20 protein-coding genes, 1 pseudogene and 1 riboswitch are annotated in these 22,139 nt (G+C 40.8%); of the genes and pseudogenes, 13 read left to right on the top strand and 8 right to left on the bottom strand.

What is annotated here, in order from left to right; all coding sequences use genetic code 11:
* Positions 1-21 precede the first annotated feature (21 nt).
* The 5 genes and pseudogenes from argH (at position 22) to L3V38_RS15400 (ending at position 3,935) form a co-directional block, all read left to right on the top strand.
* A pseudogene (argH, locus tag L3V38_RS15420) lies at positions 22-1,886 on the top strand (argininosuccinate lyase).
* A 235-nt stretch (positions 1,887-2,121) separates the two neighbouring features.
* Positions 2,122-2,328, top strand: a complete 207-nt coding sequence (locus L3V38_RS15415) for a hypothetical protein (protein ID WP_237114419.1) — start codon at positions 2,122-2,124, stop codon at positions 2,326-2,328.
* Positions 2,329-2,342: 14 nt separating this feature from the next.
* On the top strand, positions 2,343-2,885 hold the full coding sequence (locus L3V38_RS15410) for a hypothetical protein (RefSeq protein ID WP_237114418.1): 543 nt from the start codon (positions 2,343-2,345) through the stop codon (positions 2,883-2,885).
* Complete coding sequence (locus L3V38_RS15405) at positions 2,875-3,393, top strand: hypothetical protein (RefSeq protein WP_237119937.1); 519 nt, start codon at positions 2,875-2,877, stop codon at positions 3,391-3,393. The genes L3V38_RS15410 and L3V38_RS15405 overlap by 11 nt, the downstream gene beginning before the upstream one ends.
* A gap of 2 nt (positions 3,394-3,395) precedes the next feature.
* A complete protein-coding gene (locus tag L3V38_RS15400; protein WP_237119936.1) occupies positions 3,396-3,935 on the top strand; it encodes a hypothetical protein in 540 nt (179 codons plus the stop codon).
* A gap of 14 nt (positions 3,936-3,949) precedes the next feature.
* Here L3V38_RS15400 and L3V38_RS15395 read toward each other — a convergent pair whose 3' ends face one another.
* Together L3V38_RS15395 and coaD are read right to left on the bottom strand one after the other, a co-directional pair.
* Positions 3,950-5,326, bottom strand: coding sequence for a capsule assembly Wzi family protein (locus L3V38_RS15395; protein ID WP_237119935.1), 1,377 nt, complete (start codon positions 5,324-5,326; stop codon positions 3,950-3,952).
* Entirely contained in the window at positions 5,323-5,805 is a 483-nt protein-coding gene (gene coaD, locus L3V38_RS15390; protein ID WP_062568751.1) for a pantetheine-phosphate adenylyltransferase, read from the bottom strand. The genes L3V38_RS15395 and coaD overlap by 4 nt, the downstream gene beginning before the upstream one ends.
* Positions 5,806-6,032: 227 nt before the next feature.
* Between coaD and L3V38_RS15385 the strand changes: the two genes are divergently transcribed.
* Positions 6,033-6,686, top strand: a complete 654-nt coding sequence (locus L3V38_RS15385) for a TetR/AcrR family transcriptional regulator (RefSeq protein ID WP_130149504.1) — start codon at positions 6,033-6,035, stop codon at positions 6,684-6,686.
* A gap of 108 nt (positions 6,687-6,794) precedes the next feature.
* Positions 6,795-8,252, top strand: coding sequence for a tRNA uracil 4-sulfurtransferase ThiI (gene thiI / locus L3V38_RS15380; RefSeq protein WP_130149505.1), 1,458 nt, complete (start codon positions 6,795-6,797; stop codon positions 8,250-8,252).
* 114 nt (positions 8,253-8,366) lie between these two features.
* Here the strand turns inward: thiI and L3V38_RS15375 are convergent, their stop codons facing one another.
* Both L3V38_RS15375 and L3V38_RS15370 read right to left on the bottom strand, forming a co-directional pair.
* Positions 8,367-9,272 (bottom strand): 2-dehydropantoate 2-reductase, encoded by a 906-nt coding sequence (locus L3V38_RS15375; protein WP_237119934.1) that lies wholly within the window; start codon positions 9,270-9,272, stop codon positions 8,367-8,369.
* Positions 9,265-9,615: a VanZ family protein gene (locus L3V38_RS15370; RefSeq protein ID WP_130149507.1), complete on the bottom strand. Its 351-nt coding sequence runs from the start codon at positions 9,613-9,615 to the stop codon at positions 9,265-9,267. Before L3V38_RS15370 ends, L3V38_RS15375 begins: the two co-directional genes overlap by 8 nt.
* A gap of 154 nt (positions 9,616-9,769) precedes the next feature.
* Here L3V38_RS15370 and L3V38_RS15365 point away from each other — a divergent pair, with 154 nt between their 5' ends.
* Both L3V38_RS15365 and L3V38_RS15360 read left to right on the top strand, forming a co-directional pair.
* Positions 9,770-10,252 carry a YajQ family cyclic di-GMP-binding protein gene (locus tag L3V38_RS15365; RefSeq protein WP_054551104.1) on the top strand — a complete coding sequence of 161 codons (483 nt, stop codon included), beginning with the start codon at positions 9,770-9,772 and terminating at the stop codon, positions 10,250-10,252.
* Positions 10,253-10,426: 174 nt separating this feature from the next.
* A riboswitch (cobalamin riboswitch) is annotated at positions 10,427-10,599 on the top strand.
* 33 nt (positions 10,600-10,632) lie between these two features.
* Positions 10,633-12,486, top strand: a complete 1,854-nt coding sequence (locus tag L3V38_RS15360; RefSeq protein WP_237119933.1) for a TonB-dependent receptor — start codon at positions 10,633-10,635, stop codon at positions 12,484-12,486.
* A gap of 57 nt (positions 12,487-12,543) precedes the next feature.
* Here L3V38_RS15360 and msrA read toward each other — a convergent pair whose 3' ends face one another.
* The 3 genes from msrA to L3V38_RS15345 all read right to left on the bottom strand — a co-directional run bounded on the left by msrA (position 12,544) and on the right by L3V38_RS15345 (position 17,315).
* A complete protein-coding gene (msrA, locus tag L3V38_RS15355; protein WP_237119932.1) occupies positions 12,544-13,077 on the bottom strand; it encodes a peptide-methionine (S)-S-oxide reductase MsrA in 534 nt (177 codons plus the stop codon).
* An 83-nt stretch (positions 13,078-13,160) separates the two neighbouring features.
* Entirely contained in the window at positions 13,161-16,259 is a 3,099-nt protein-coding gene (locus L3V38_RS15350) for an efflux RND transporter permease subunit (RefSeq protein ID WP_237119931.1), read from the bottom strand.
* A 3-nt stretch (positions 16,260-16,262) separates the two neighbouring features.
* Positions 16,263-17,315, bottom strand: coding sequence for an efflux RND transporter periplasmic adaptor subunit (locus L3V38_RS15345; RefSeq protein WP_130149643.1), 1,053 nt, complete (start codon positions 17,313-17,315; stop codon positions 16,263-16,265).
* A gap of 250 nt (positions 17,316-17,565) precedes the next feature.
* Here L3V38_RS15345 and L3V38_RS15340 point away from each other — a divergent pair, with 250 nt between their 5' ends.
* From L3V38_RS15340 to L3V38_RS15325, 4 genes are all read left to right on the top strand, one after another.
* A complete protein-coding gene (locus tag L3V38_RS15340) occupies positions 17,566-18,273 on the top strand; it encodes a DUF2982 domain-containing protein (protein ID WP_130149511.1) in 708 nt (235 codons plus the stop codon).
* Between the two features lie 23 nt (positions 18,274-18,296).
* A complete protein-coding gene (locus tag L3V38_RS15335; RefSeq protein ID WP_237119930.1) occupies positions 18,297-18,629 on the top strand; it encodes a hypothetical protein in 333 nt (110 codons plus the stop codon).
* 90 nt (positions 18,630-18,719) lie between these two features.
* The gene (locus L3V38_RS15330; protein WP_237119929.1) at positions 18,720-20,402 is read left to right on the top strand and encodes a DUF1566 domain-containing protein; all 1,683 of its coding nucleotides are present in this window, start codon (positions 18,720-18,722) and stop codon (positions 20,400-20,402) included.
* A gap of 1 nt (position 20,403) precedes the next feature.
* Positions 20,404-20,925 (top strand): DUF1566 domain-containing protein, encoded by a 522-nt coding sequence (locus L3V38_RS15325; protein WP_237119928.1) that lies wholly within the window; start codon positions 20,404-20,406, stop codon positions 20,923-20,925.
* Here L3V38_RS15325 and L3V38_RS15320 read toward each other — a convergent pair.
* Positions 20,913-22,022, bottom strand: a complete 1,110-nt coding sequence (locus L3V38_RS15320) for a tRNA nucleotidyltransferase (RefSeq protein WP_237119927.1) — start codon at positions 22,020-22,022, stop codon at positions 20,913-20,915. The two genes, L3V38_RS15325 and L3V38_RS15320, sit on opposite strands and share 13 nt — an antisense overlap.
* Between the last annotated feature and the right edge of the window lie 117 nt (positions 22,023-22,139).

The raw sequence follows: 22,139 nt of genomic DNA, 5'->3' as shown, positions 1-22,139 counted from the left end.
GCCGAGTTTGGAGGCAGTTCAATGGCATTATGGGGCGGACGTTTTTCTACGGGGCCAGATGAAGCGTTTAAGCAATTTAACGATTCTCTTCCTTTTGATTATCAACTTGCAGAGCAAGACATTATTGGTTCGGTTGCTTGGGCGGGAGCGCTTAAGCAGGTTAATGTGTTAAATCAGCAAGAGTATGATGACCTCGTTGCAGCACTGAATAAGCTGTTAGATGAAGTAAAAGCAAATCCACAAGCAGTGGCTGGAGCAGGGCATGAAGACATTCATTCTTATGTTGAGTCAGCACTGATTGATAAAGTGGGCGACCTTGCTAAAAAGCTTCATACGGGTCGTAGTCGTAATGACCAAGTAGCGACAGATTTCCGTTTATGGTGTCGTGATACTGCCGAGCATATTCTTGAAGCAATTGCAGAGCTCAAAGGTGAGTTTATTGCCTTAGCTGAACGTGAGCTTGGTACTATTTTACCAGGTTACACACACTTACAGCGTGCACAACCCGTGTTATTTAGTCATTGGTGTATGGCCTATGTTGAAATGCTTGAGCGTGATGAAAGCCGTTTAACCGATGCCAAAAATCGTATGAATTATTGCCCACTCGGTAGCGGTGCTTTAGCCGGAACGGCGTACCCAATAGATAGGCAAACTCTTGCCGAAGGGTTAGGCTTTACCGCAGCAACACGTAACAGTTTAGATGCTGTATCTGACCGTGACTTTGTGGTTGAGCTATTAAGCTGCGCGTCAATTTCAATGATTCATTTGTCGCGTATGGCTGAAGACCTGATTTTTTATAACTCAGGCGAAGCAGGCTTTATAGAGCTGTCTGATGGGGTAACATCAGGCTCATCATTAATGCCGCAAAAGAAAAACCCAGATGCACTTGAGTTAATCCGTGGTAAAACGGGGCGTGTATTTGGTGCATTTAGCGCCATGATGATGACACTTAAAGCACTGCCGCTTGCTTACAATAAAGATATGCAAGAGGACAAAGAAGGCTTATTTGATGCGATGCCAACGTGGCTTGCGTGTATTCATATGGCGCAAGCGTGCATCAAAGGTATTAAAGTTAATGCAGATAAAACCCTTGCTGCTGCAAAAGGCGGTCACTCAAATGCGACTGAGCTTGCTGACTATTTAGTGGCTAAAGGTATCCCCTTTAGAGAAGGGCACCACATTGTTGGTACCTTAGTGCAAATGGCTATTTCTAAAGGTAATAACTTAGAAGATTTAAGTTTAGAACAATTTAAATCTGTGCATAGCATTTTCGAGTCAGATGTCTATCCTGTATTAGAAATAGACGCATGTATAAAAGCACGTCAGGCATTAGGTGGCACCTCTGTTGAGCAAGTCTCTAGTGCAATTAAATATGCAAAAAAAAACGGCAAATAAAAGTACGTGATGCAAATTTAAATGACGTTGAGAACATTGCTCAGCTAATTCAATACTGGGCAATGAATGGTGAGAACCTACCTCGCGCTAAAAGTGACATGATTCATTCAATCAATGAATTTGCAGTCACGGAGGTTGCAGACAAGGTTGCAGGCTGCGCCTCATTGTATATTTACGATACAGGACTTGCAGAGATCCGATCTTTAGGGATTGATCCAAAGATGAGTATCAAAGGCCAAGGCAGGCAATTAGTTGAGCACTTATTAGTTAAAGCCAAAAAGTTGGCGCTTAGCCGTGTCATTGTATTAACGCGCGTGCCAGATTTTTTTAAAAAACAAGGCTTCAGCTGTTGCAGTAAAGATAGCTTACCGGAAAAAGTCATGAAAGATTGTGAGCTTTGCCTTCGCAAAGACAATTGCGATGAAGTCGCAATGGAATTTATTTTAAGGCCTCGTGATAATGCGGTGATCCCGTGTAAAAACGTAGCTTAATTTCCCTGGATAGTAAAAACGTACGGTTACCCCTGTGCGTTTTTTTATGCCTGAAGTTTACTGAGTTGATCAAAAAGATCTGTTTAAGCGAAAAAGTTGGATCGTTAGTTGCTTAGTTTGATATGTAGCAAAAATGCTGCAAAAATGTACAAAAAGCGTCAATGAAACGAGAGCGCTGAGTACGTTTGTGATTCGTCACAAGTTAATGACAATTTAAACTTAAAGGATTTAAATCATGCAAATTTCAAATAATAGCCAATTACAGATGCAAGCTTACAGCCAAATGCAACAAACAAAGCCTGCACTAGAACAAACTACTAGTAATAAAACCTTACAATCTGATACAGTAACTTTATCTAGTGAAGCGCTTTCTTTATCAGGCGGTACTGATCTTCAACGTGGTGGTGGTGCTGTTTTCCCTAATAAGAAGAAAGAAGAATAAATGACAGGTAATGGATGTTTCTAACTGAGCTTTTTGGCGTTTTTTCGTTGTCAGCCTTTGTTGTCTGGGGAATGTTGATGGCGTTCTTTTTTAATGTGTTTGTGTTTGCATTGGGTGTAAAAAGAAAAACGACCTTACTGCTCAGTTCCTTTATAATGGCAACTTCTTATATGGCAGGAGATTTCCTCTTTACTTGGTTATCACCAGTTCCCGCAACTTACCTCGACTGGGCATTATATGACATCGTCACTATTGTATGTCTTTGTTTAACTTATTTCTTTTTCAAAAAAACAACCCCTTCATTTCTTTACCTGATTGTTGGGTTGAGTATAAATACAACTCTATTTTTACTAATGTACCTTGATCTGTTCATCTATGGAAATACCAAGCCTTGGTTCTTCTGGGATATTTACTCGTTTGGGGTGAATATTATTGATTTATCTATGATAATTGTTTTGATTGTGGATAGGGATATCTTTTGGCTTCATAAATTGAAAAATTTAATTTCACCTTCTTCAAAAGCTAGAAAAATAAATACTTCCTCGAATGTATATTGATTCAATTACCGGTAAATTAATCGGTACTTTTATTGAGTGGGGAGTGCTTATGGCCTTCTTGTTCAATTTATCATCTAGTGTAAATAAGCGTGATAAGTCGCTTCTCAAATTATCTATCATAATGGTTGTTTCTTATTTTTGTACAGATTTCATCCAGTTATCTAGGCAGACTTATTTTAATTGGTTTTTATATGATCTGATCACAATCACTGTAATTGTCTCTTGGCTTTATATAAAGAAAGTTCAATATTTTACAGCTGTTTATTATGTGATTATTGGCTTATTTATAAATGCATGCTTAGTACTTTCACTCCATATCGATATCTATATTCTAAATAATAGGGAGCCTTGGGCTTTATGGTCATTGTTCTCAGTCGGGGTTAACTTTTTAGATATATTGATGATCATTGCGATGATAGTAAATAGAGATATTTTTCTTTTCAGAAAAGCGCTAGAGCAAATAGCTCATTTACTTACATTAAATACTAGAAAGGTAAAAACAAGCTAGTTATGCTTGAATATCTCCAAGAATACTTAGGTGTGTATCTCGCCACTTTTATCATGTGGGGCTTTTTGATGGCCTTTTTGTACAACATGGTAAAAAAGTCTTCATCGGTAGGGGGTGGAGATAAAACAGTGATGTGGATAGCATTGGCAATGTTTTTATCTTATATGGTAAGTGATCCACTCCTTAACGTTACTTTAGGCTATAACATCCTCAATACGACACGTGCATATTTAATTTGGGCTGCGTCAGACTTAATTATGTTATTTTTCATTTGGTTTGTTACCCGCAAAAAAAGCCTAAATGAGGTCCCTGCAAAGTTATATATTTTTACAGGACTCTCGGTGAATATTTTATTGTTTCTGGCAATGTACTACGACACCAACTACGCCCACTTTACTGGTCATTGGTGGTTTTGGGATGTGTACACCGTGACAGTTAATACGATGGATGTAATGATGATAATTGCGCTGTTATGTAACAAAGATTTTCTGGGGTTTGTTAAGTTGTATAGATGGGGTCGGGGTCAAGCAGAGCTAACTTGACCCGTGATAGTGATTTAAAAACGAAATTCCCAGCTTGTTCTTAAGCCAGTATTTGTGTCAGAGTCATTGCCTATTTCATCCCTTGATACAAGTCCGGTTACTTTCCAAAGACCACTAAATAAAGATTGTTGATAACCAAGTTCTAATTGTAACTGCGTCATATCTGCACGTGTTTCTTCAACTTCCGCTTCACTGTCAATCCAACGTAGCTTTGCATGACCTCCATAACCATCTAGAGTATGGTAATAAGCACCTAACACAGCCGATTTACTTTGCTTAGGCACAGAGCTGCCAATAAGTCTTTGTTTTTGTGTGTAGCTACCCGAGCCGTATACACAATCAGCTGTAAGGCTACATTGTTGCTCTGTATTTGAGTATTCAAAATAGGTTTTCAGTAAACTGTCATTTGAACCAAAGTAGCTTTCAATACCCACAGTATAAAAAGGATCACTTGGTGCAAGGCCACTTTCATTACGCCCCATTACATCAGCATAAAATGCAACAGATTGCTGTGCTATGGATGTTGAGTATTTAACATCAATACTTGTTAGGCGATGGGTCGATGTTTGGCTTTCGAGTGTAACTGAATCGATATATTCATCAGTAAGATAATCAGAACTTGCCGTATTTACTGCAATTTCAAGCCCTTTTAATGGTGTACTTGCAAACCTTAGAGCCCAATAATCGCCTTCTTCACTGCTATTTAAAAATGGTTTTTGTTTAGCGTAAATACCTGTTAACTGCCAATTACCAATAAATGATAACCAACTAGGGCCAACATACTGACTGTTTGCACGTGAAAAGCGCAGGCCTTTCATCGGAGCAGCGTTATTCGATAGTAACAAGGCGTTGTCGTTACTCGGGCCCCACCAATGACTTACTTGCTCTGCACTGATTGACCAGTTACCCATTAACACGGCTAGATAACTGCCATGATAATTTGTGTATTTTCCATCGAGTGACTCGTCAGCATAGTTCACGCTTACTTTGGCACTTACTCGCTTACCGGTTATTGAACCATAGCTGTTAATACCACTTTTTTGCTGATCGCGTGTCGTAAAGCCTTGTTGTGTCTCGGGTTCACTATTGTAATTAAAGCGCACCCCAGAACTGTTTTTTCGTTTGGCATTATTAAGGGCGTGTTTAACGTGCTGATACGCGAAAAAACTACGTTCCTGTAAATTGTTAGGGTCGATAGCTGCTAAATCACCTGCAATACCTTGCCACATAAGCGGGTAACTATTGATAGGTTGCTTTATAATTCCCTGATTAAAGAGCATCTCTATAGAAGCCCTTAACAAAGGGTCATCGCTTTCTATCCATGGCTCAGCAAGGCTTGGTGCAGAGATCATTAGTAAAGCACTTAAGCTAATGAACTTTTTTAGTTTCATCCGTGTATTTTTTCCTGTAATGCGGTGGCGACAATAGGGTTAACAAATTCACTCACATCACCATGATGACGGGCAACTTCTTTAACGAGCGTCGAGGAAATAAACGAGTTTTTTTCAGCGGGTGTTAAAAACACACTTTCTAAATCAGGGTTTAGGCGTCGGTTCATATTTGCTAGCTGAAACTCATAGTCGAAGTCAGATACAGCACGAATACCACGAATGAGTACTTCAGCCTTATGCTCACGGGCAAGGTCAGCTAATAAACCAGAAAAGCCGATCACGCTTACATTTTTAAGGTGGGCTAAAATTGTATTTGCTAACTCTACACGTTCTTCTAGTGTAAAACAGGGTTGTTTACTTGGGTTATGAGCAATAGCCACAATGACTTTGTCGAACATTTTAGCTGCTCGATGGATGAGGTCTGTGTGCCCATTCGTTAGCGGGTCAAAGGTACCTGGGTAGATTGCAGTAACGTTCATATCTATCAGCTAGTTAAAAATTTGCTTGCTATAGTAACAGTGTTTTCACTCGTATGCAGCTTTGAAGTAAGAGCATCCTATTAGATTTTTTGGTTTTATATAGGGTACTAAGCCGATTGAAGTTAGAATTTTTCAAGGTAGTATTTTATTGCCACGCATTTGTTTATACTGCTTGGCTGAAAATGAACTTCAGATCGTAATAAATATAAAAATAGAGTAAGCAGCATATGAGCACAAAGGATAAAATCATACATACCAGCATTGAGCTATTTAATCTCCATGGAGAGCGTGCTATTACGACCAATCACATTGCTGCGCACATGGGTATTAGCCCAGGCAATCTGTATTATCACTTTAAAAATAAAGAAGACATCATACGTCACATTTTTGCTTTATACAGTGAACACCTCCATACACATTTTAAGCCACTAAAACCTGAAGACAATGCGCTTGAAAACTTAGCAGGGTACTTAGACTCTTTGTTTGAACTGATGTGGCGATTTCAATTTTTTTACGATAATTTGGGTGATATTTTATCCCGTGATGAAGTATTGAAAAAAGACTATATTGAGTTTCAAGCTGCGCTGTTAGAGCAGGTAAAAGAGGTGTTATTTGCATTACGTTCAGGTGGCATTATTACTATTGATGACGCTGATGTAACAGAGCTTGCTCATATGCTTAAAATGACAGTGAGCTTTTGGACACCTTACATTAAAGCCCGCCGCTTGAGTGGTGAGCTTGCCAGAGAAGATATTTATAACGGTATTTTAAAAGTACTATTGCTATTAAAAGCTCATTGTACAGAGCAACATTTGGAACAAGTAAACAAATTAAGAGCAAAGTACTTAGCACTTGCTGACACTGAGCAAAGCGAACAATAATCCTACAAAGCAGTTTATTTCCTAGACGCTATAATTTTTGTTATAATCGCGCGCCCTTGAGGTTGGTATGCCTCGGGCCGTGTGAATCCCACTGTCTAAGAGTGAACTATGCTTAAATTTATCGTCAAATTACATCCTGAAATCGCTATTAAGAGTAAGTCTGTTCGTAAGCGTTTCACCAAGTTATTAGAAAATAACATTAAGATCGTTTTACGTCGCGTTGACGAAAAAGTGCAGGTTAGAAATAACTGGGACAATATCTCAGTGGTAAGCCTCCTAGACTCTGAGCAAGTTCGCTTAGATATCATTGATGGCTTAAAACGCATTCCTGGTATCGTACAGTTTATTGAAGTAACAGAAACAGACTTCGACTCAATCGACGATATTTACCAAAAAGCACTTGAACTAATTGGCCACACTATAGCAGGCAAAACATTCTGCGTGCGTTGTAAGCGTTCAGGTAAGCATGACTTCACATCGAGCGATGTAGAGCGCTACGTAGGTGGTGGTTTAAACCAGCATGTTGAAGGGGCGCGCGTTAAATTATCTCACCCTGAAGTAACAGTACGTTTAGAAGTGCGTGATGATAAAGCCTATATCGTTACCCAAACTCACTTAGGTATAGCGGGCTTCCCGCTACCAACACAAGAAGATGTACTGTCGCTTATGTCGGGTGGTTTTGACTCTGGTGTTGCCAGTTATCAAATGATTCGTAAGGGGGCGCGTACTCACTTCTTGTTCTTTAACTTAGGCGGTGCTGCACACGAAATCGGTGTTAAGCAAGCAAGCTATTATATCTGGAAACAGTTCAGCTCTACTCATAAAGTTAAGTTTGTGACTGTTGATTTTGAACCTGTTGTTGCTGAAATCCTTGAAAACGTAGAAAACAGCCAAATGGGTGTGGTTCTTAAACGTATGATGATGCGTGCCGGTAGCCAAGTTGCAGAAAAACTAGGTGTACAAGCCCTTGTAACGGGTGAAAGTATTGGTCAAGTTTCAAGTCAAACACTTGCGAATTTGAGTGTGATTGACCGTGTGACTGAAACTTTAATCATTCGTCCGTTAATCCAACACGACAAGCAAGATATTATTAATATTGCGCGTCAAATTGGTACGGCTGAAATGGCAGAAAGCATGCCTGAATACTGTGGTGTGATCTCTAAAAAGCCAACAGTTAAAGCTAAAATCAAAACGATTCTTGCCGAAGAAGCTAAGTTTGATTTCGACGTGCTAAATACGGTAGTTGAAAATGCGCGTGTGATGGATATCCGTGATATCGACACCGAAGCAAAAGAAGAAGTGAAAGAGGCTGAATCTGTATCTGACTTACCAGAGGGGGCGGTTGTTGTAGATATTCGTTCACCTGAGGAAGAAGATGCCAATCCACTGGAGCTGGAAGGTATTGACGTTGTGCATTTACCTTTCTTCCGTTTAGCCACTAAATTTGGCGACTTACCAAAAGATAAAGAATATTACCTATATTGTGCGAAAGGGGTAATGAGCCAGCTGCAAGCGCTGATCCTGCACGAAGAAGGCTACAGTAATGTAAAAGTGTATCGCCCATAAAGGATACTGATAAAAGCGCGACACGTTCGCGCTTTTTTAATGGCTGGTGGAGTTACTTATTTCGCGCTCATGCCTACGCGCCGTTTACTTTTTCCCTTGAAGCGTGCTTACTTTTTATGAAAACTCAGCTGATTTGGTTTTTATCAAACTGAGCATTGCTTGATTATGAGGGGTTTTTACACCCAGCTTTGTACCTTGCTCACATACATAACCACAAATAGCATCAATTTCAGACTCTCTATTATGGCTGATGTCTTGCTGCATAGATGAAAAGTTTTCAGCGGTTGCAGTCATCACACAATAGGCCTGCTCCAGTGCCTCGTTGAGCTTTACTTTGATACCTTGTTTATTAGCCACAAGGCAAGCTTCGCTGAGCAAATTAATGATACGGGTACTAAATTGCGGTGCACGTAACTGACCATTTTTAACGTTATGAATGGCTGTTAATGGATTAATAGCAATATTCACTAACAGTTTTTGCCAGCGCAATGCGTGAATATCATCGCTTATAGAAAAGTGCGGTAGGCTGCTAAATAGGTGTTTAAGTTCGTTGAGCTTTTCACTTGCAGCGATATTACATGCACCCAGCACGCTTTCACCATTTCCAGTATGGTTTACACTATAAGGTGTTACTTTAAACCCAGCTAAACGCGTTGTTAAAAACGCTAACCCCTGAGTAGCTAACAGCTGGGCATTGAGTTCATCGACATTACCCATACCATTATGAGAGATAACGATCTGGCACTCTTTACTGAGGTAAGGTGTTATTTGCTTAAAAGCCGCTTGCACCTGAAATGCTTTAACAGTGATCACCACCAAGTCAAAGGGGGCAGACCCTGCAAGCTCTTGATGATTAATAAGACGAGCTTTAATAGGGTGTGATTTACCATTACTCGTTTGATAGAAGCGGGTGGTCAGGGTTGGTTTTCGGGTAAGTAATGTGATGTCATGCTGCGTGGATAAAAAATAGCTAAATAATAAGCCAATTGCGCCATCACCAACAATGAGAGTCTTAGCCATTGCGTTGCTTATTACCTAAATGAAAACCAAGCTTTATAACAAAGTAGCTTACAGCACCAATAAAGTCAGCAACAAAATCACCAACAGAAGCTTGTCGGTAAGGCAGCATATCTTGCATAAATTCAATAGCAGCACCATAGCCTGCAAGTAGCAGAATTTGAACTACAAGAGGGAGTTTAAATGCTTTATCCATTACCATTGCGAGCACGAAGAAAATGCCAAAATGTGCGACTTTATCTATATGTGGAAAAAGGCTACCGACGCCTTTAATTTCTTTGGCGAATAAGAAAGTGAAGCCGATAATGCTTATTAAAAAAAGAACTTGGTAAACGCGCCTTGTCACGAAAAAATCCTAAAAGTCGTTTAAAAATGAATCCGCAGTATATCAAACATAATTATTATCGCACCTGAACGGCGTGCAGAAATATGTAAAGATTTATAAAATTGACGTTATAATCCTTGCCATATTAATTTTGAAAATTTGTTAGGAGAACCCCATGCCTTCATTTGATATTGTTTCTGAAGTAGAAATGAACGAAGCGCAAAATGCAGTAGACAACGCTAAGCGTGAGCTTGAGACGCGTTTTGATTTTCGTGGTGTTGATGCATCAATCGAATTAAGTGATAAAGTAATCAAGCTAAAAGCTGAAGCACCACAACAAGTTATGCAGCTTTTTGATATTCTCGCTGCGAAAATTTCAAAGCGTGGTTTAGATGTATCTAGCCTTGAGCTTAAAGATGAGTCGCGCAGTGGTAAGTACGTTATGCGTGATGTTGCACTTAAGCAAGGTATTGAAAAAGACGTAGCGAAGAAAATCGTTAAGTTAATCAAAGATTCAAAAATCAAAGTGCAAGCAGCAATCCAAGGTGAAGAATTACGTGTTACGGGTAAAAAGCGTGATGATTTACAAGAAGCGATGCAAGTTGTGCGTACTGCTGATTTAGGTCAGCCATTTCAATTTAAGAACTTCCGCGATTAATTCGCTGTTTGCACTATATACGTAATCTAGTGCATGAAAAATGAATTAAATTTCACTAAAGAGCCAAGCGGTCTATTCGTTTGGCTTTTTTGTTGATAAAAAAGCCTTTAGCGGTATAGCCGTCCATTGACTTTTATCCCTAAAATCATCACAATAGCGGCCTATTTTCAAGGTGCTTGCTGTACCTTCTAAGGTACCTATACTTCAAAGGTTGAAGTAGCAGCAAGATAATCGGGAAGCTGGTGCGTTTTCATGGAGAAAACAATGCCAACACTGCCCCCGCAACGGTAATGTGTGTGCCCTGCATACGCAAAGTCCGGAGACCGGCCTTGGAGTAACTTACTATTTGCGTGTGCGGTGGGCACAGGCTAGGGGATATCATGCTAAATAAATCTACCTTAGGCGTAGCGGTTGCTGCTGCGTTGTCTTTTTCTGTGTCTGCGGATGAGCAGTCAATCGAGCATATTACAGTCACGGCGAATAAATTCGAACAATCAATTAATGATGTATTGGCCAGCGTAACTGTCATTAACCGCACAGATATTGAAGCTAGCTATGCGCGAGACCTACCAAGTTTACTTGCCACCCGCGCAGGCTTTCAAATCAATGCCAATGGTGGCTTTGGTCAAAACGCAGGTGTTTCGCTGCGAGGTTCAGGCACACGTCATACACTTATCTTAATTGATGGTGTGCGCACAGGGTCTGCAACGCTTGGCTATAAAGGCATTAGCAATATTCCTTTAAACAGTATTGAACGTGTTGAGGTTATTAAAGGTTCTCGCGCTGCTGTGTATGGTTCTGATGCATTAGCGGGTGTGATTAATATTATTACTCGCAAAGCACAAAACACGACCTTAGATGTTACATTTGGTTCTGATTCTTACCAAGAGTACCAAGTGGCTACTGGTGGTCAGTTTGCTGGTGTTGATATTGCTGTTAATGCTGGTTATGAAAAAACAGATGGCTTTGATGTATTGCAAGGCGTAGCACCCGATGAAGATGGCTATGAAAATAAAAACCTTGGCTTTAACCTAGGCTATCAAAATGAGCAACTAGGGGAACTTTTATTACAAGGTCAGTACTCAGAAGGTGAAGCGCAGTACGATAGTTCTTTTAGTCCTGCGGATAGCAGGGTAGAAAAAGGCGAATTCGAAAATTACCAAGCTTCATTAGGTTGGAAAAAGGCCTTTGAAAAACACAGCCATGCGATTGATATTGCAATCTCAAGCGACAGCTCAGACGATTCACGTATCGACTATACAGGTGCTGCTGTGGTTGATAAGTTTGAAACTGAACGTAAGCAAATCGATTACAACGGTCAATACTTTTTCAATCAAGCGCTGACACTAAGCGGTGGTTTAAATTGGTATAAAGATGAAGTAAATACTAACTCTGGTACTTACTTAAAAGATAGCCGCGAAGTGTTTGCAGCATTTATTGGTGCTTATTATGATGATGAACAAGTACTTGCTAATTTAACGCTACGCCAAGATGATGACCAACAGTTCGGCGACGAAACAACTTATACTGCTGCTGTGGGTTATCACTTAAACGACATCGCAACATTCCGTGTAAGTCAAAGTACCGGATTTAAATCGCCTACATTTAATGATCTTTACTACCCAGGTTCAGGTAATCCAGAACTTAACCCTGAAACATCTGATAACCAAGAGTTAGGCTTATCATTAAATGTGAATGACATTAGCTTGGATATTGCGATTTTCCGTAATGAAATAGATAACAAAATTGCATGGGCACCAAATGCGTCTGGTGCTTGGCAGCCAACAAATATCAATGAAGCTCGCCACGAAGGGATAGAGTTTAGTTTCGAAAACCAAGTATTTGGTTTTGATCATAGCGTTAACTTTACTTACCTATCAGCAGAAGATACTGAAACAGGTGAAGCGCTGACTTATGTATCAAAACAAAGCGTGAACTGGTCACTACATAAAGCATGGGGCGACTTTGATGCGGGTATTGATATGCAGTACCGAGGAGACCGCGATGGTAAACTCACGCACTTGCCTTCATATACTCTGTGGAATTTTGTCGGTCACTACCAAGCAACTGATAATTTAACCTTATCACTTCGCGTAGAAAATTTGTTCGATAAACAGTACAACGCCGTTGATGCCTATGGCACTGACTTAGATGGTGACTTCATCAACGACGAGCTTTATTACTACAACACGGCTGATCGTCGCTTGTTTGTAGGTGCCCGTTATCAGTTCTAATAAAGAAAATTATTAGTTCTGCGTCTAAAAGCTCGCTACCTACTTAGCGGGCTTTTTTTATTTTAGTTTATCTGCGTAATGCTGAGCGAATTTTTCAAGTTTAGGTGCAATAAGAATACTGCAATAGCCTTGGTTAGGGTTTTCGGTATAGTAGTCTTGATGGTATTGCTCCGCAGGGTAAAAGTTAGTGAGTGGGCTTATTTCAGTGACTATTGGTTCGCGAATTTGCTTTTGTAAGTTAGCAATCATTGTCTCAGCCGCCATTTTTTGTTGTTCATCGTGGTAATAAATAACACTGCGATACTGGGTGCCAACATCATTACCTTGACGGTTTAGTTGCGTGGCATCGTGCAAAGTAAAAAACATTTCAAGTAAGCTGTGGTAACTAATAATACTGCTGTCAAAATCAAGCTGGACGACTTCGGCGTGACCGGTTAAGCCAGTACAAATTTGCTGATAACTCGGGTTTTCAATGTCACCACCAGCATAACCAGAGCTGACGTTTAGCACACCTTTAACACGTCTAAATGCGGCATCAATACACCAGAAGCAACCACCGCCAAAAGTGGCTATTTGTATGTTGTTTTCCATTTTAATTTCCTCACCTTTTTGCTGACTATAGCTGAAAAAACAAAACGCCGTAAAGACGGCGTTTTATTATCGCTAAAGACTCGTTAAATGTCTTCCAGCGGTTTGTCTTTCGCTTGCTGTTCAAGTTTACCTTGTAAGTATTCGGGTGACTGAGTATTACGGGCAAGCGCTGTGTACGCTGCGGGAACTACATATAATGTTAGTAACGTAGCTACAATAACACCGGTAAATACCACAACACCAATAACCATTCGGCTTTCTGCACCTGGGCCACTTGCAAGTACAAGCGGAACAGAGCTCATCACAGTGGTGAGTGACGTCATGATGATAGGGCGTAAGCGTTGTGTTGCCGCCTGGGTAATGGCTTCGTTAAATTCAACGCCTTTGTCACGTAGTTGGTTAGCAAATTCAACAATTAAGATACCGTTCTTGGCGCTCAAACCAATCAACATCACGATACCTATTTGGCTGTAAATATTTAACGTCAGATCTGTAAACCATAAACCAAAGAGCGCGCCAGCTAAGCCTAGTGGCACGGTTAGCATGATCACAAATGGATGTATAAAGCTTTCAAACTGGGCTGCAAGTACTAAGAAGGTCACTGTGAGCGCAAGAATGAACACATAAGTCATCGCTGATGCACCTTCGTAAAACAACTGCGATTCACCTTTATAATCAATGGCTCCATCAATGTCATTCTCTTCAGCGGCTACTTGGTTCAAGAAATTAAGTGCTTCTTCTAGTGTGTAGCCATCAGCTAAGTTTGCACTTAACGTGATTGCACGCATACGGTTGTAACGGTTTAATCGTGATGCGGTTGCTTCCTCTTTTAAGGTAATAAGGCTGTCCAGTGGAACGAGTTCACCACTGCGCGATTTCAAGTAGATATTCGAGATATCTGTTGGGTTAGCAAAGTCTTCTTTGGTCCCTTTGAGAATTACGTCATATTCTTCACCACGGTCGATAAAGGTTGTGACACGTCGTTGCCCTAACATGGTCTCTAAAGTGCGGCCTACATCGGAAACGGATACGCCTAAATCTGCGGCTTTATTCTTGTTTATATTGATTAAAAACTGTGGAAACGTTTCTTTATAATCATGGTCAATACGCACAAGGCCAGGGTTTTTCTCTGCACGCTCTATGATACGGTCACGCCATTTGGCGAGTTGATCATAATCGTTACCTTGTAATACAAACTCAATTGGACGCGATGAGCCACCGCCACCAATACCGCGGCGCATAATTGCAAATGCTCTAATATCTGTCACTTCGGTCATTTTACCGCTAATTTCGTCCATCACTTCCCATGTTGAACGCTTACGTTTATCCCAATCGGCCATACCAACGATTGCTACACCACCTTGGCCGCCCCAGCCTGGTACACGAATAAGTACGCGGCTTAATTCTCCTGACTCAGAGTAAGGCATTAAACGTTCTTCAATTTTGGCCATGTTTGCTGCGTTATTCTCATAACTTGCGCCTTCAGGGCCGCTCATCATGATAAAGAAAGTGCCGCGGTCTTCTTTTGGAGTGAGCTCTGATGGTACCTGCTTAAATAGCATAAAGCTGACAACACCCATTAAGATCATGGTAAATAATAGACCCCATTTACGGCTCATGTTCGATTGCAGTGAATTGCGATAGGCATTCTCTATTTTGCTAAACGAGCGATCCATCCATTGGCTAAATTTACTTTCTTTCTCTGAGGCTTTAAGTACTTTTGAGCATAAAGCGGGAGACAGTGTTAGTGCTGTGATACTTGAAAAGAACACTGCAGCACTCACCGCCATAGCAAACTCGGTAAATAACGCGCCAATTCGGCCATCCATAAATACCAACGGCACGAATACAGAAATGAGCACAAGTGTGGTGGCAATAATAGCAAATCCTACTTCACGGGCACCACGAAATGCTGCAAGTAAAGGCGGCTCGCCAAGCTCAATTCGGCGGTGGATATTTTCAAGCATAACAATGGCGTCATCTACCACTAGGCCGATAGCTAACACTAAAGCGAGCAGGGTAAGTAAGTTGATTGAGTAGCCCATTGCAAGTAAGAACATAAAGCTACCAACAAGTGCCACAGGTACTGTTACAGCCGGCACTAAGGTTGCGCGAATATTGCCAAGGAATAAGTAAATAACTAATACAACGAGTGCCATTGAAATTGCAAGGGTACGATACACCTCATCAATCGACTCTTTGATGAAAACAGACGAGTCATAACTGTCTTCAATGGTGGTACCTTCAGGTAAGTTGCGTTTGATTTTTTCAAGCTCAGCGCGAGCGTTATCAACCACAGTTAAGGTATTCGCTTTGGCTTGCTTTACGATACCCAAACCAATCATATTTCGACCATTACCACGAAATAGGCTTTCGTCGTCGGCTGCTTCTAAGTGAACATCTGCAACTTCGCCAAGGCGAACTAAGTAGCCGTCATCACCACGCTTAATAACAAGGTTTCTAAAATCACGCTGGTCTTTATAGCTGCGGGCAGTACGAACGGTAAAGTCACGGTCAATCGATTCAATTTCACCTGCAGGAAGTTCTACGTTTTCTGTACGAAGGGTATTTTCGATGTCACTGCTGGTGATACCTCGAGCAGCCATGGCTTTGCGGTTTAGCCAAATTTTCATTGCGTATTTACGCTCACCACCTACACGAACGTTTGAAACACCGTCAACAACGGCTAAACGGTCGACAATAAAACGCTGTGCGTAGTCAGAGAGCTGTAATGAGTCCATCGTTGTACTGTTTAGTACGAACCAAGCAATCGGACTTTCATCACTATTTGATTTTGATACTTCGGGTGGGCGAACTTGCTCAGGTAGGCTATCAAGTGCTCTCGCTACACGCTCACGAACATCATTTGATGCAGCATCAATATCACGACTGATATTAAATTCAATGGTGATGTTAGAGCGGCCATTGCGGCTTGACGAGTTAATACTTTTGATACCTTCAATACCCGATATGCGGTTTTCGAGTACTTGGGTTATTTTGGTTTCGATTATCTCTGCGCTGGCTCCTGTATACTCAGTGCTTACACTCACAATTGGCGTTTCAATATCAGGGTATTCACGCAGTGGTAGCATTGAAAATGCAACGAGACCAAAGGTAAGCAGCAATAAGTTTATTACGATCGCAAAGACCGGACGTTTAACGCTAGTATCTGTAATTTTCATGCTTTAGCCCTTGATACTAACTTTACTGCCGGTACGGATTTTAATGATCCCTTCGGTGACAACTTGTTGGCCATTCTCAAGGCCTTTATCAATAGCAACCCAACCATTGTGACGGCCAGCAACGTGCACTTCAACCTTGTTCACTACACCGTCTTCAATTTGGAAAACATAGTGTTTATCTTGCTGAGGAATAACTGCTTTTTCTGGCACCATAAGCGCTTGGTTTGAACTAAGCTGTAAGGCGGTATTTAGTAGCATACCTGGGCGTAGTAAACGGCTACTATTTACAAAGCTGGCTGTCACTTCAACACTGCGTGTTACAGAATCAATGCGTGAGCTAATGTGAGTCACTTTGCCATTAAAGGTTTTTTCTGGGTAGGCATCGTTTTGAGTCATAACTTTCATACCTAGCTGTAATTGTGCTAGGTATTTTTCAGGCACTTTAAAATCAACTTTAATAATGCTGATGTCATCAAGGGTGGTAATATTTGTGGCGCTACTTACATAGGTACCAATAGATATCTCACGTTTACCTAACAATCCCGAGAATGGCGCTGTAATTGTCATTTCGGCTAATTTTGTTTTTGCACTTTCAAGCTGAGCTTCGGTTGCATCTACACGTGATAATTGCTCTTCAAGTAATGATTTAGCTGTTGCTTGTGAGCGTGAAAGCTCAGTTAAGCGCTCTAGTTGGCGTTTCTCTTCTCTGAGGTTAATACTGAGTTCTTTAACGGTCAGTTGTTCTTCTTGTGACTGTAGTTGTACGAGTTTTTGACCTTTACTGACCAAGTCGCCATCATTAAAGTAGATATCAGTCACATAATCACTTTGGGCACTACGAATATAAATGGCTTGGTTAGCGCGAGCACTACCTATTGCTTCGATAAGTACCGCATTTTCTTCTGAGGTAACGGTGTGCGCGCTGACCTGAGTTGCAGTATCACCAAAGCCAGTTTGTTCACCTTGGCTTGAAGGTAAGTACAAATAAACACATAACCCTAATAACAGGGTAATAATAAAAGGAAAAAGCGCTTTGCCAGATTGTGTAGAATACATCATTGTGTTACCAGAGAATTAGTTGAGTGTAGTGTACAAAATTAGTACGTGTCGAGTATGTCAGGTATCCCGTAAATTTGTGCATTTGGCGTAAAAGTAAAAAAATGGCTGAGTTTGTTCCTGAAATGTAACTAAAAGTGAGTATTTGCTATGAGTAAAGAGTCAAAATGTAACTACTGCCTGATGTTACGAAAAGTCGTGTTAGTGGGGATTGTTATGTTCGTATTTTATTTTTCTGTGTACGGTTAATATGTCTGATATTTTGAATATTCGTGCTCACGCATCCCGTCATGGTATCGAATTTTTGCTTGTGGGTGGGATTGGGCTAACATTTATTATGTTATTTAATTTGCTAAGGCCTGGCGAAATTAGCATTATCGAGATTTTTCTTGCAAGTAGCTGCATTGCAGCAATATTCATTGGTTATTTAAAAACGCAGGAACCCTACTTTAGTTTCACTTTCTGCGAAGATGCGCTCATTTATCGTCATAAAGTCGGATATTGGCAGTTAAATAGAGAGAATTTTCATCATAGTGGTATACCAAAAGTGGAACAAGGCTTAGAATACCTTGAGTTAAATGCAGTTGGTATTAAACTCAATAACATAGATGAGTTTTTGATGCAGATCCAGCCAAGAATCGCAGGGCGATTATTGATTGAACAGCGTCACCTATTTATGCAAGTAGTTCAAAAACATTGCAAAAATGGGGATTGCCCATCAGAATGGTTAATTGAGGATACGCAATACACGGCTCCAAGCGGGCAGCGTTACAAAGGATTGATAGCTATGTTTGCCAATCGAACGCGGCATCTTGGTCAATTGACAGGGTATGATCTACTGTTACCTGCCAATGTACTCGATACTGATATTTGGCAATTTAGTGCATATTTAAATCGTTGGAAATTAAACCCTAATGAGTTTATAAATACTCAATTACACAAAAATGTGAATCGTTAGGTGGTAGTAAGCAGGATAAGGCTATGAGTCAAGAACGTTCTTTTATTAAAAGTGGTCGAAACACGATAATTCATAAAGATAGAAAGCTCGATCTAGTTATCGTGAATGGCGAAAACCACCCACGAATTAAGGTGACCCAAAATGGGCTTGAACCTTTTAAAGAAGAACTGCCAAAAAATCGTCGTGAAGCGAAAGAGCGCTACCTTGAAATGGTTTATATTACTAGTGCAGATGTTTTTGCAGAAGAAAAGCGTTTGCTCTTTATTCAATCTTTAGATGGACGAGAGTATAAGGTGGATTACAGTAAAGTAGGCACTAAGCTATTTGTGCGTATTCATCAGGATAGCTATCTCTAAGCCCTTCTTTAATTTGGCACTTTACTTGCTTGGTATTCACTAATTTGACGGCTGGAAATGAGTCTGGCTTTGTTTTCTAAGGTGATAAACATGAGACGAGTGCCCCTTCTTGCTATTGTTATTACAACACTAACAGCATGTGGCGGCGGTGGTGGTAGTGATAGCGACAATACCTCTACTGCTGCGACAGTTAACGCAGGCGCAGATCAACAAATAATAGAAAAAAGTGAATTTACTGTCGTTGCAAAAGGCTCGCCAGCGGATGGTACCTTTACTTGGCAGCGTGTGAGTGGCCCCGCTATAGAAGGGTTTCCTGCTGACGGTGCTGAGCAGTCTTTAACTGCTCCTGATATTAAGCTCGATTCAGAACTTGTACTTCGTGTAGATTACCAAACAACCGATGGGCAGTTAGTGAGCGATGAAGTGAGCATTTTTATCAGCTCTAATAATCAGCTTCCACAACCAGTGATCACACAAATCGCCCCTGAAGAACTCCCTTCTCAGTATAATGATGAAATTATTTTAAGTGGTGAAGAGTCGTTCGATCTTGACGAAAATGGTTCAATAAACGGTTATCTTTGGTCACAACTGTTAGGCCCAGATCTCGTTATCAATAGCTATACAGATAAAACAATCAGCTTTAATCACCCTCTGCTTGAAGCGAATACACAAATGACATGGCAGTTGACTGTCACTGATGACGAAGGGGGCTCTGCAAGTATCGAACAAACGTTCACGTTAAATAAAACGAACGAGATCATCGTTGCAAATGCAGGACAAGATCAGCAAGTTATTGAGTTTGATACCGTAACACTTGATGCGACTAATAGTGAGGTTGTCACCACTACCAAACAATGTTTTTGGCAGCAGTTAACGGGCGACGTTGTGACACTTGCAAATCAAAATCAATGTATTACTTCATTCACAGCTCCAGATGTTGATACGGATACAGCACTCAGTTTTGAAGTCACTGTAACGGATAGTAAGTCACGCAGTGATAATGATACAGTTGTTATTGATATCAGGCCTAAACCACTTGGTTACATTAACGATACGGGCATGAATGATTGTTATAACAATTCGCAAAAAATTAATTGCAACAGTGACGATTTCCCTAATCAAGATGCTGATTTAGGCAGAGACAGTGTTGCTAATCAGCTTGATAAGGTAGGACAAGGCGACTTGGCATTTGATTTCACAAAATTAAACCAATTTGCAGATGAGTTGCCCGATGACGCCACAAACTTTAGCTGCGTTCGAGATAATGTTACGGGGCTGATTTGGGAAGTAAAAGCGGCAAGTTCAGCACTGCCGCCGGCAACGACTGTCCGTGCCTCAACAAATCACTACACTTGGTATTTAGATGAGGGCAATGGAGCACAAACAGGAAGTGTGCAAGGTGCGCCAAACTCAACATGTCCAAGTAATACCGCCTGTGGTTTACAAACTTATGTAGAAGAAGTTAATGCCACTGATTTTTGCGGGGGCACAAACTGGCGAGTGCCTACTTATACTGAGTTGCAAGGCTTGCTCGATTACTCTAAACAAGGTGAAGTAAGCTTACTGAGTAGTGAGTTTTTCCCAAATCAACCTGATGCGACCCAGTTAAGCAGTAATAGTGACGCATTTATGCCGTACTGGACATCACAAACTGCTGCTGATGGTACGAGTTTATCGCAGGCCTATATTATTGATATGAGTAGCGCGAACGATTTAGCGTATCCAAAAAACAATACAGCGTTTGTTCGCTTAGTTAGAACACCAGGAGAGTAAAATGCGTCAATTATCTTTGCTAGTATCGGTTGGATTATTTGCAGCATTAGCCGGTGTTGCTCAAGCACAAGTGTGTTATGACGGTGTCGCAGAAACGACGCCAACAACGCGGTTTGTTATTAATGACGATGGCACGGTAAGTGATAGCAAAACAGGGTTAATGTGGCAACGCTGTAGCTTTGGTCAAAGCTATAATACAGAAACATTAAACTGTGAAGGAACTAGCCAACAATTATCATGGGGTGAGGCATTACGCGGCGCAACGATGAGTGATTATGCTCAGTATAACGACTGGCATGTACCAAACATAAAAGAATTGGCGAGTATTTTAGAACATCAATGTGTTCAACCGAGCATTAATGAACAAGTTTTCTATGCCACCAAATTACAAAACTACTGGAGCAGTACCTCAGGTAAAGAACGAACTGATCTTGCTTGGGTTTATCAATTTGATAAAGGCGTAAATAGCTTACATGCGAAAACGTCAGATCTGTATTTACGCCTAGTTCGTTACGAAAAGTAACGTTGAATTATTTCTAGCCGCGCTTTTTCAAGCGCGGTTTTTATATCAGCCCCTTTTATTCCCTGAGCAATAAACTGCTGAGGATTTACAGCGCGTGCCTGCTTGGCAGCCTGTTTAAGTTCATTAGCAAAGTTAAGTGGTTTTTGTTCACTGATCTCAAGCGTTTCTAAAACCTGCTCGAAACGCTCTGGGCGTCGCCACAAATCAAGCTGATTAAAGCATCTCAAAACTGCATCGCTATCTAATTGACTAGCACACAGTGTTTGCCTGTGTGCTTGCGTGTTTAATGCTAAATCTCGTACTTCATTGGGTAAACGAATTTTCAGAGCGAGCGTTTTAATTGCCTCTTCACTGAGCGAAAGTGTTACTTGGCTAAACAGTAATGCAGTATTGGTAATTCCACGTTGTTGCGCATAATTAAAACGAGCTTGTAAGGTTCGATATAAGGCACAGTCCCACTGCTTTTCAAGTGAAGGGCTTATTACGTGTAAGCCTTTAATGTCGAATAATACATTCAAAAATTCAGCAAAGGCTCCATCACTTAATGACTTTTCGCATTCTAACCAAATACGTTCTGCAGTGAGTGTTTCAAGCTCGCCATTGGCCACCATGGACACAAGCAAACGGTTAGTTTCAGGTGCAATGGTAAAGCCTAAGTAATGATAACGGGCTGCAAAGCGAGCAACACGTAGAATGCGTAAAGGATCTTCACTAAAAGCATCAGACACATGGCGTAAAACACGGTTTTTAATATCGTTTTGGCCGTTGAAGGGATCGAACAATGTGCCGTCTTTCGCTTGAGCAATCGCATTAACGGTTAGATCACGGCGTATTAAATCTTCTTCTAAGGTGACATCAGGGGTAAAGTCGCAGATAAAGCCAGTATAACCTTCTCCTTGTTTTCGCTCTGTGCGAGCGAGTGCATACTCTTCTTTTGTTTTTGGATGTAAAAAAACAGGAAAATCTTTACCAACTTGTTGATAGCCTTGCTTAAGTAGTTCTTCTGGTGTCGCACCAACCACAACGTAATCACGCTCTTTTATCTGACGACCAAGTAGGGCATCCCTGACTGCGCCACCCACTAAATAAACCTGCATAGTTCACCTGCTATTTTGCCTTTTGGGTATTTTACGTTATTTATCCATTAAAATGCGAACAAGGTTTTAAGTGGCGTTTTTTTTTGCCATTATAGGCCGTGATTTTAAACGCAAGGA

It is taken from the genome of Pseudoalteromonas sp. L1, from assembly GCF_021728095.1.
GTDB lineage: Bacteria > Pseudomonadota > Gammaproteobacteria > Enterobacterales > Alteromonadaceae > Pseudoalteromonas.
Note: the sequence above shows the minus strand (reverse complement) of the source record. Positions and strands in the feature narration are given on the sequence as shown.

Excerpts from the sequence above, each read along its gene's own strand:
- L3V38_RS15415 (WP_237114419.1), top strand. The coding sequence starts at position 2,122 with ATGCAAATTTCAAATAATAGCCAATTACAGATGCAAGCTTACAGCCAA.
- L3V38_RS15410 (WP_237114418.1), top strand. The coding sequence starts at position 2,343 with ATGTTTCTAACTGAGCTTTTTGGCGTTTTTTCGTTGTCAGCCTTTGTT.
- L3V38_RS15405 (WP_237119937.1), top strand. The coding sequence starts at position 2,875 with ATGTATATTGATTCAATTACCGGTAAATTAATCGGTACTTTTATTGAG.
- L3V38_RS15400 (WP_237119936.1), top strand. The coding sequence starts at position 3,396 with ATGCTTGAATATCTCCAAGAATACTTAGGTGTGTATCTCGCCACTTTT.
- L3V38_RS15395 (WP_237119935.1), bottom strand. The coding sequence starts at position 5,326 with ATGAAACTAAAAAAGTTCATTAGCTTAAGTGCTTTACTAATGATCTCT.
- coaD (WP_062568751.1), bottom strand. The coding sequence starts at position 5,805 with ATGAACGTTACTGCAATCTACCCAGGTACCTTTGACCCGCTAACGAAT.
- L3V38_RS15385 (WP_130149504.1), top strand. The coding sequence starts at position 6,033 with ATGAGCACAAAGGATAAAATCATACATACCAGCATTGAGCTATTTAAT.
- thiI (WP_130149505.1), top strand. The coding sequence starts at position 6,795 with ATGCTTAAATTTATCGTCAAATTACATCCTGAAATCGCTATTAAGAGT.
- L3V38_RS15375 (WP_237119934.1), bottom strand. The coding sequence starts at position 9,272 with ATGGCTAAGACTCTCATTGTTGGTGATGGCGCAATTGGCTTATTATTT.
- L3V38_RS15365 (WP_054551104.1), top strand. The coding sequence starts at position 9,770 with ATGCCTTCATTTGATATTGTTTCTGAAGTAGAAATGAACGAAGCGCAA.
- L3V38_RS15360 (WP_237119933.1), top strand. The coding sequence starts at position 10,633 with ATGCTAAATAAATCTACCTTAGGCGTAGCGGTTGCTGCTGCGTTGTCT.
- msrA (WP_237119932.1), bottom strand. The coding sequence starts at position 13,077 with ATGGAAAACAACATACAAATAGCCACTTTTGGCGGTGGTTGCTTCTGG.
- L3V38_RS15350 (WP_237119931.1), bottom strand. The coding sequence starts at position 16,259 with ATGAAAATTACAGATACTAGCGTTAAACGTCCGGTCTTTGCGATCGTA.
- L3V38_RS15345 (WP_130149643.1), bottom strand. The coding sequence starts at position 17,315 with ATGTATTCTACACAATCTGGCAAAGCGCTTTTTCCTTTTATTATTACC.
- L3V38_RS15340 (WP_130149511.1), top strand. The coding sequence starts at position 17,566 with ATGTCTGATATTTTGAATATTCGTGCTCACGCATCCCGTCATGGTATC.
- L3V38_RS15335 (WP_237119930.1), top strand. The coding sequence starts at position 18,297 with ATGAGTCAAGAACGTTCTTTTATTAAAAGTGGTCGAAACACGATAATT.
- L3V38_RS15330 (WP_237119929.1), top strand. The coding sequence starts at position 18,720 with ATGAGACGAGTGCCCCTTCTTGCTATTGTTATTACAACACTAACAGCA.
- L3V38_RS15325 (WP_237119928.1), top strand. The coding sequence starts at position 20,404 with ATGCGTCAATTATCTTTGCTAGTATCGGTTGGATTATTTGCAGCATTA.
- L3V38_RS15320 (WP_237119927.1), bottom strand. The coding sequence starts at position 22,022 with ATGCAGGTTTATTTAGTGGGTGGCGCAGTCAGGGATGCCCTACTTGGT.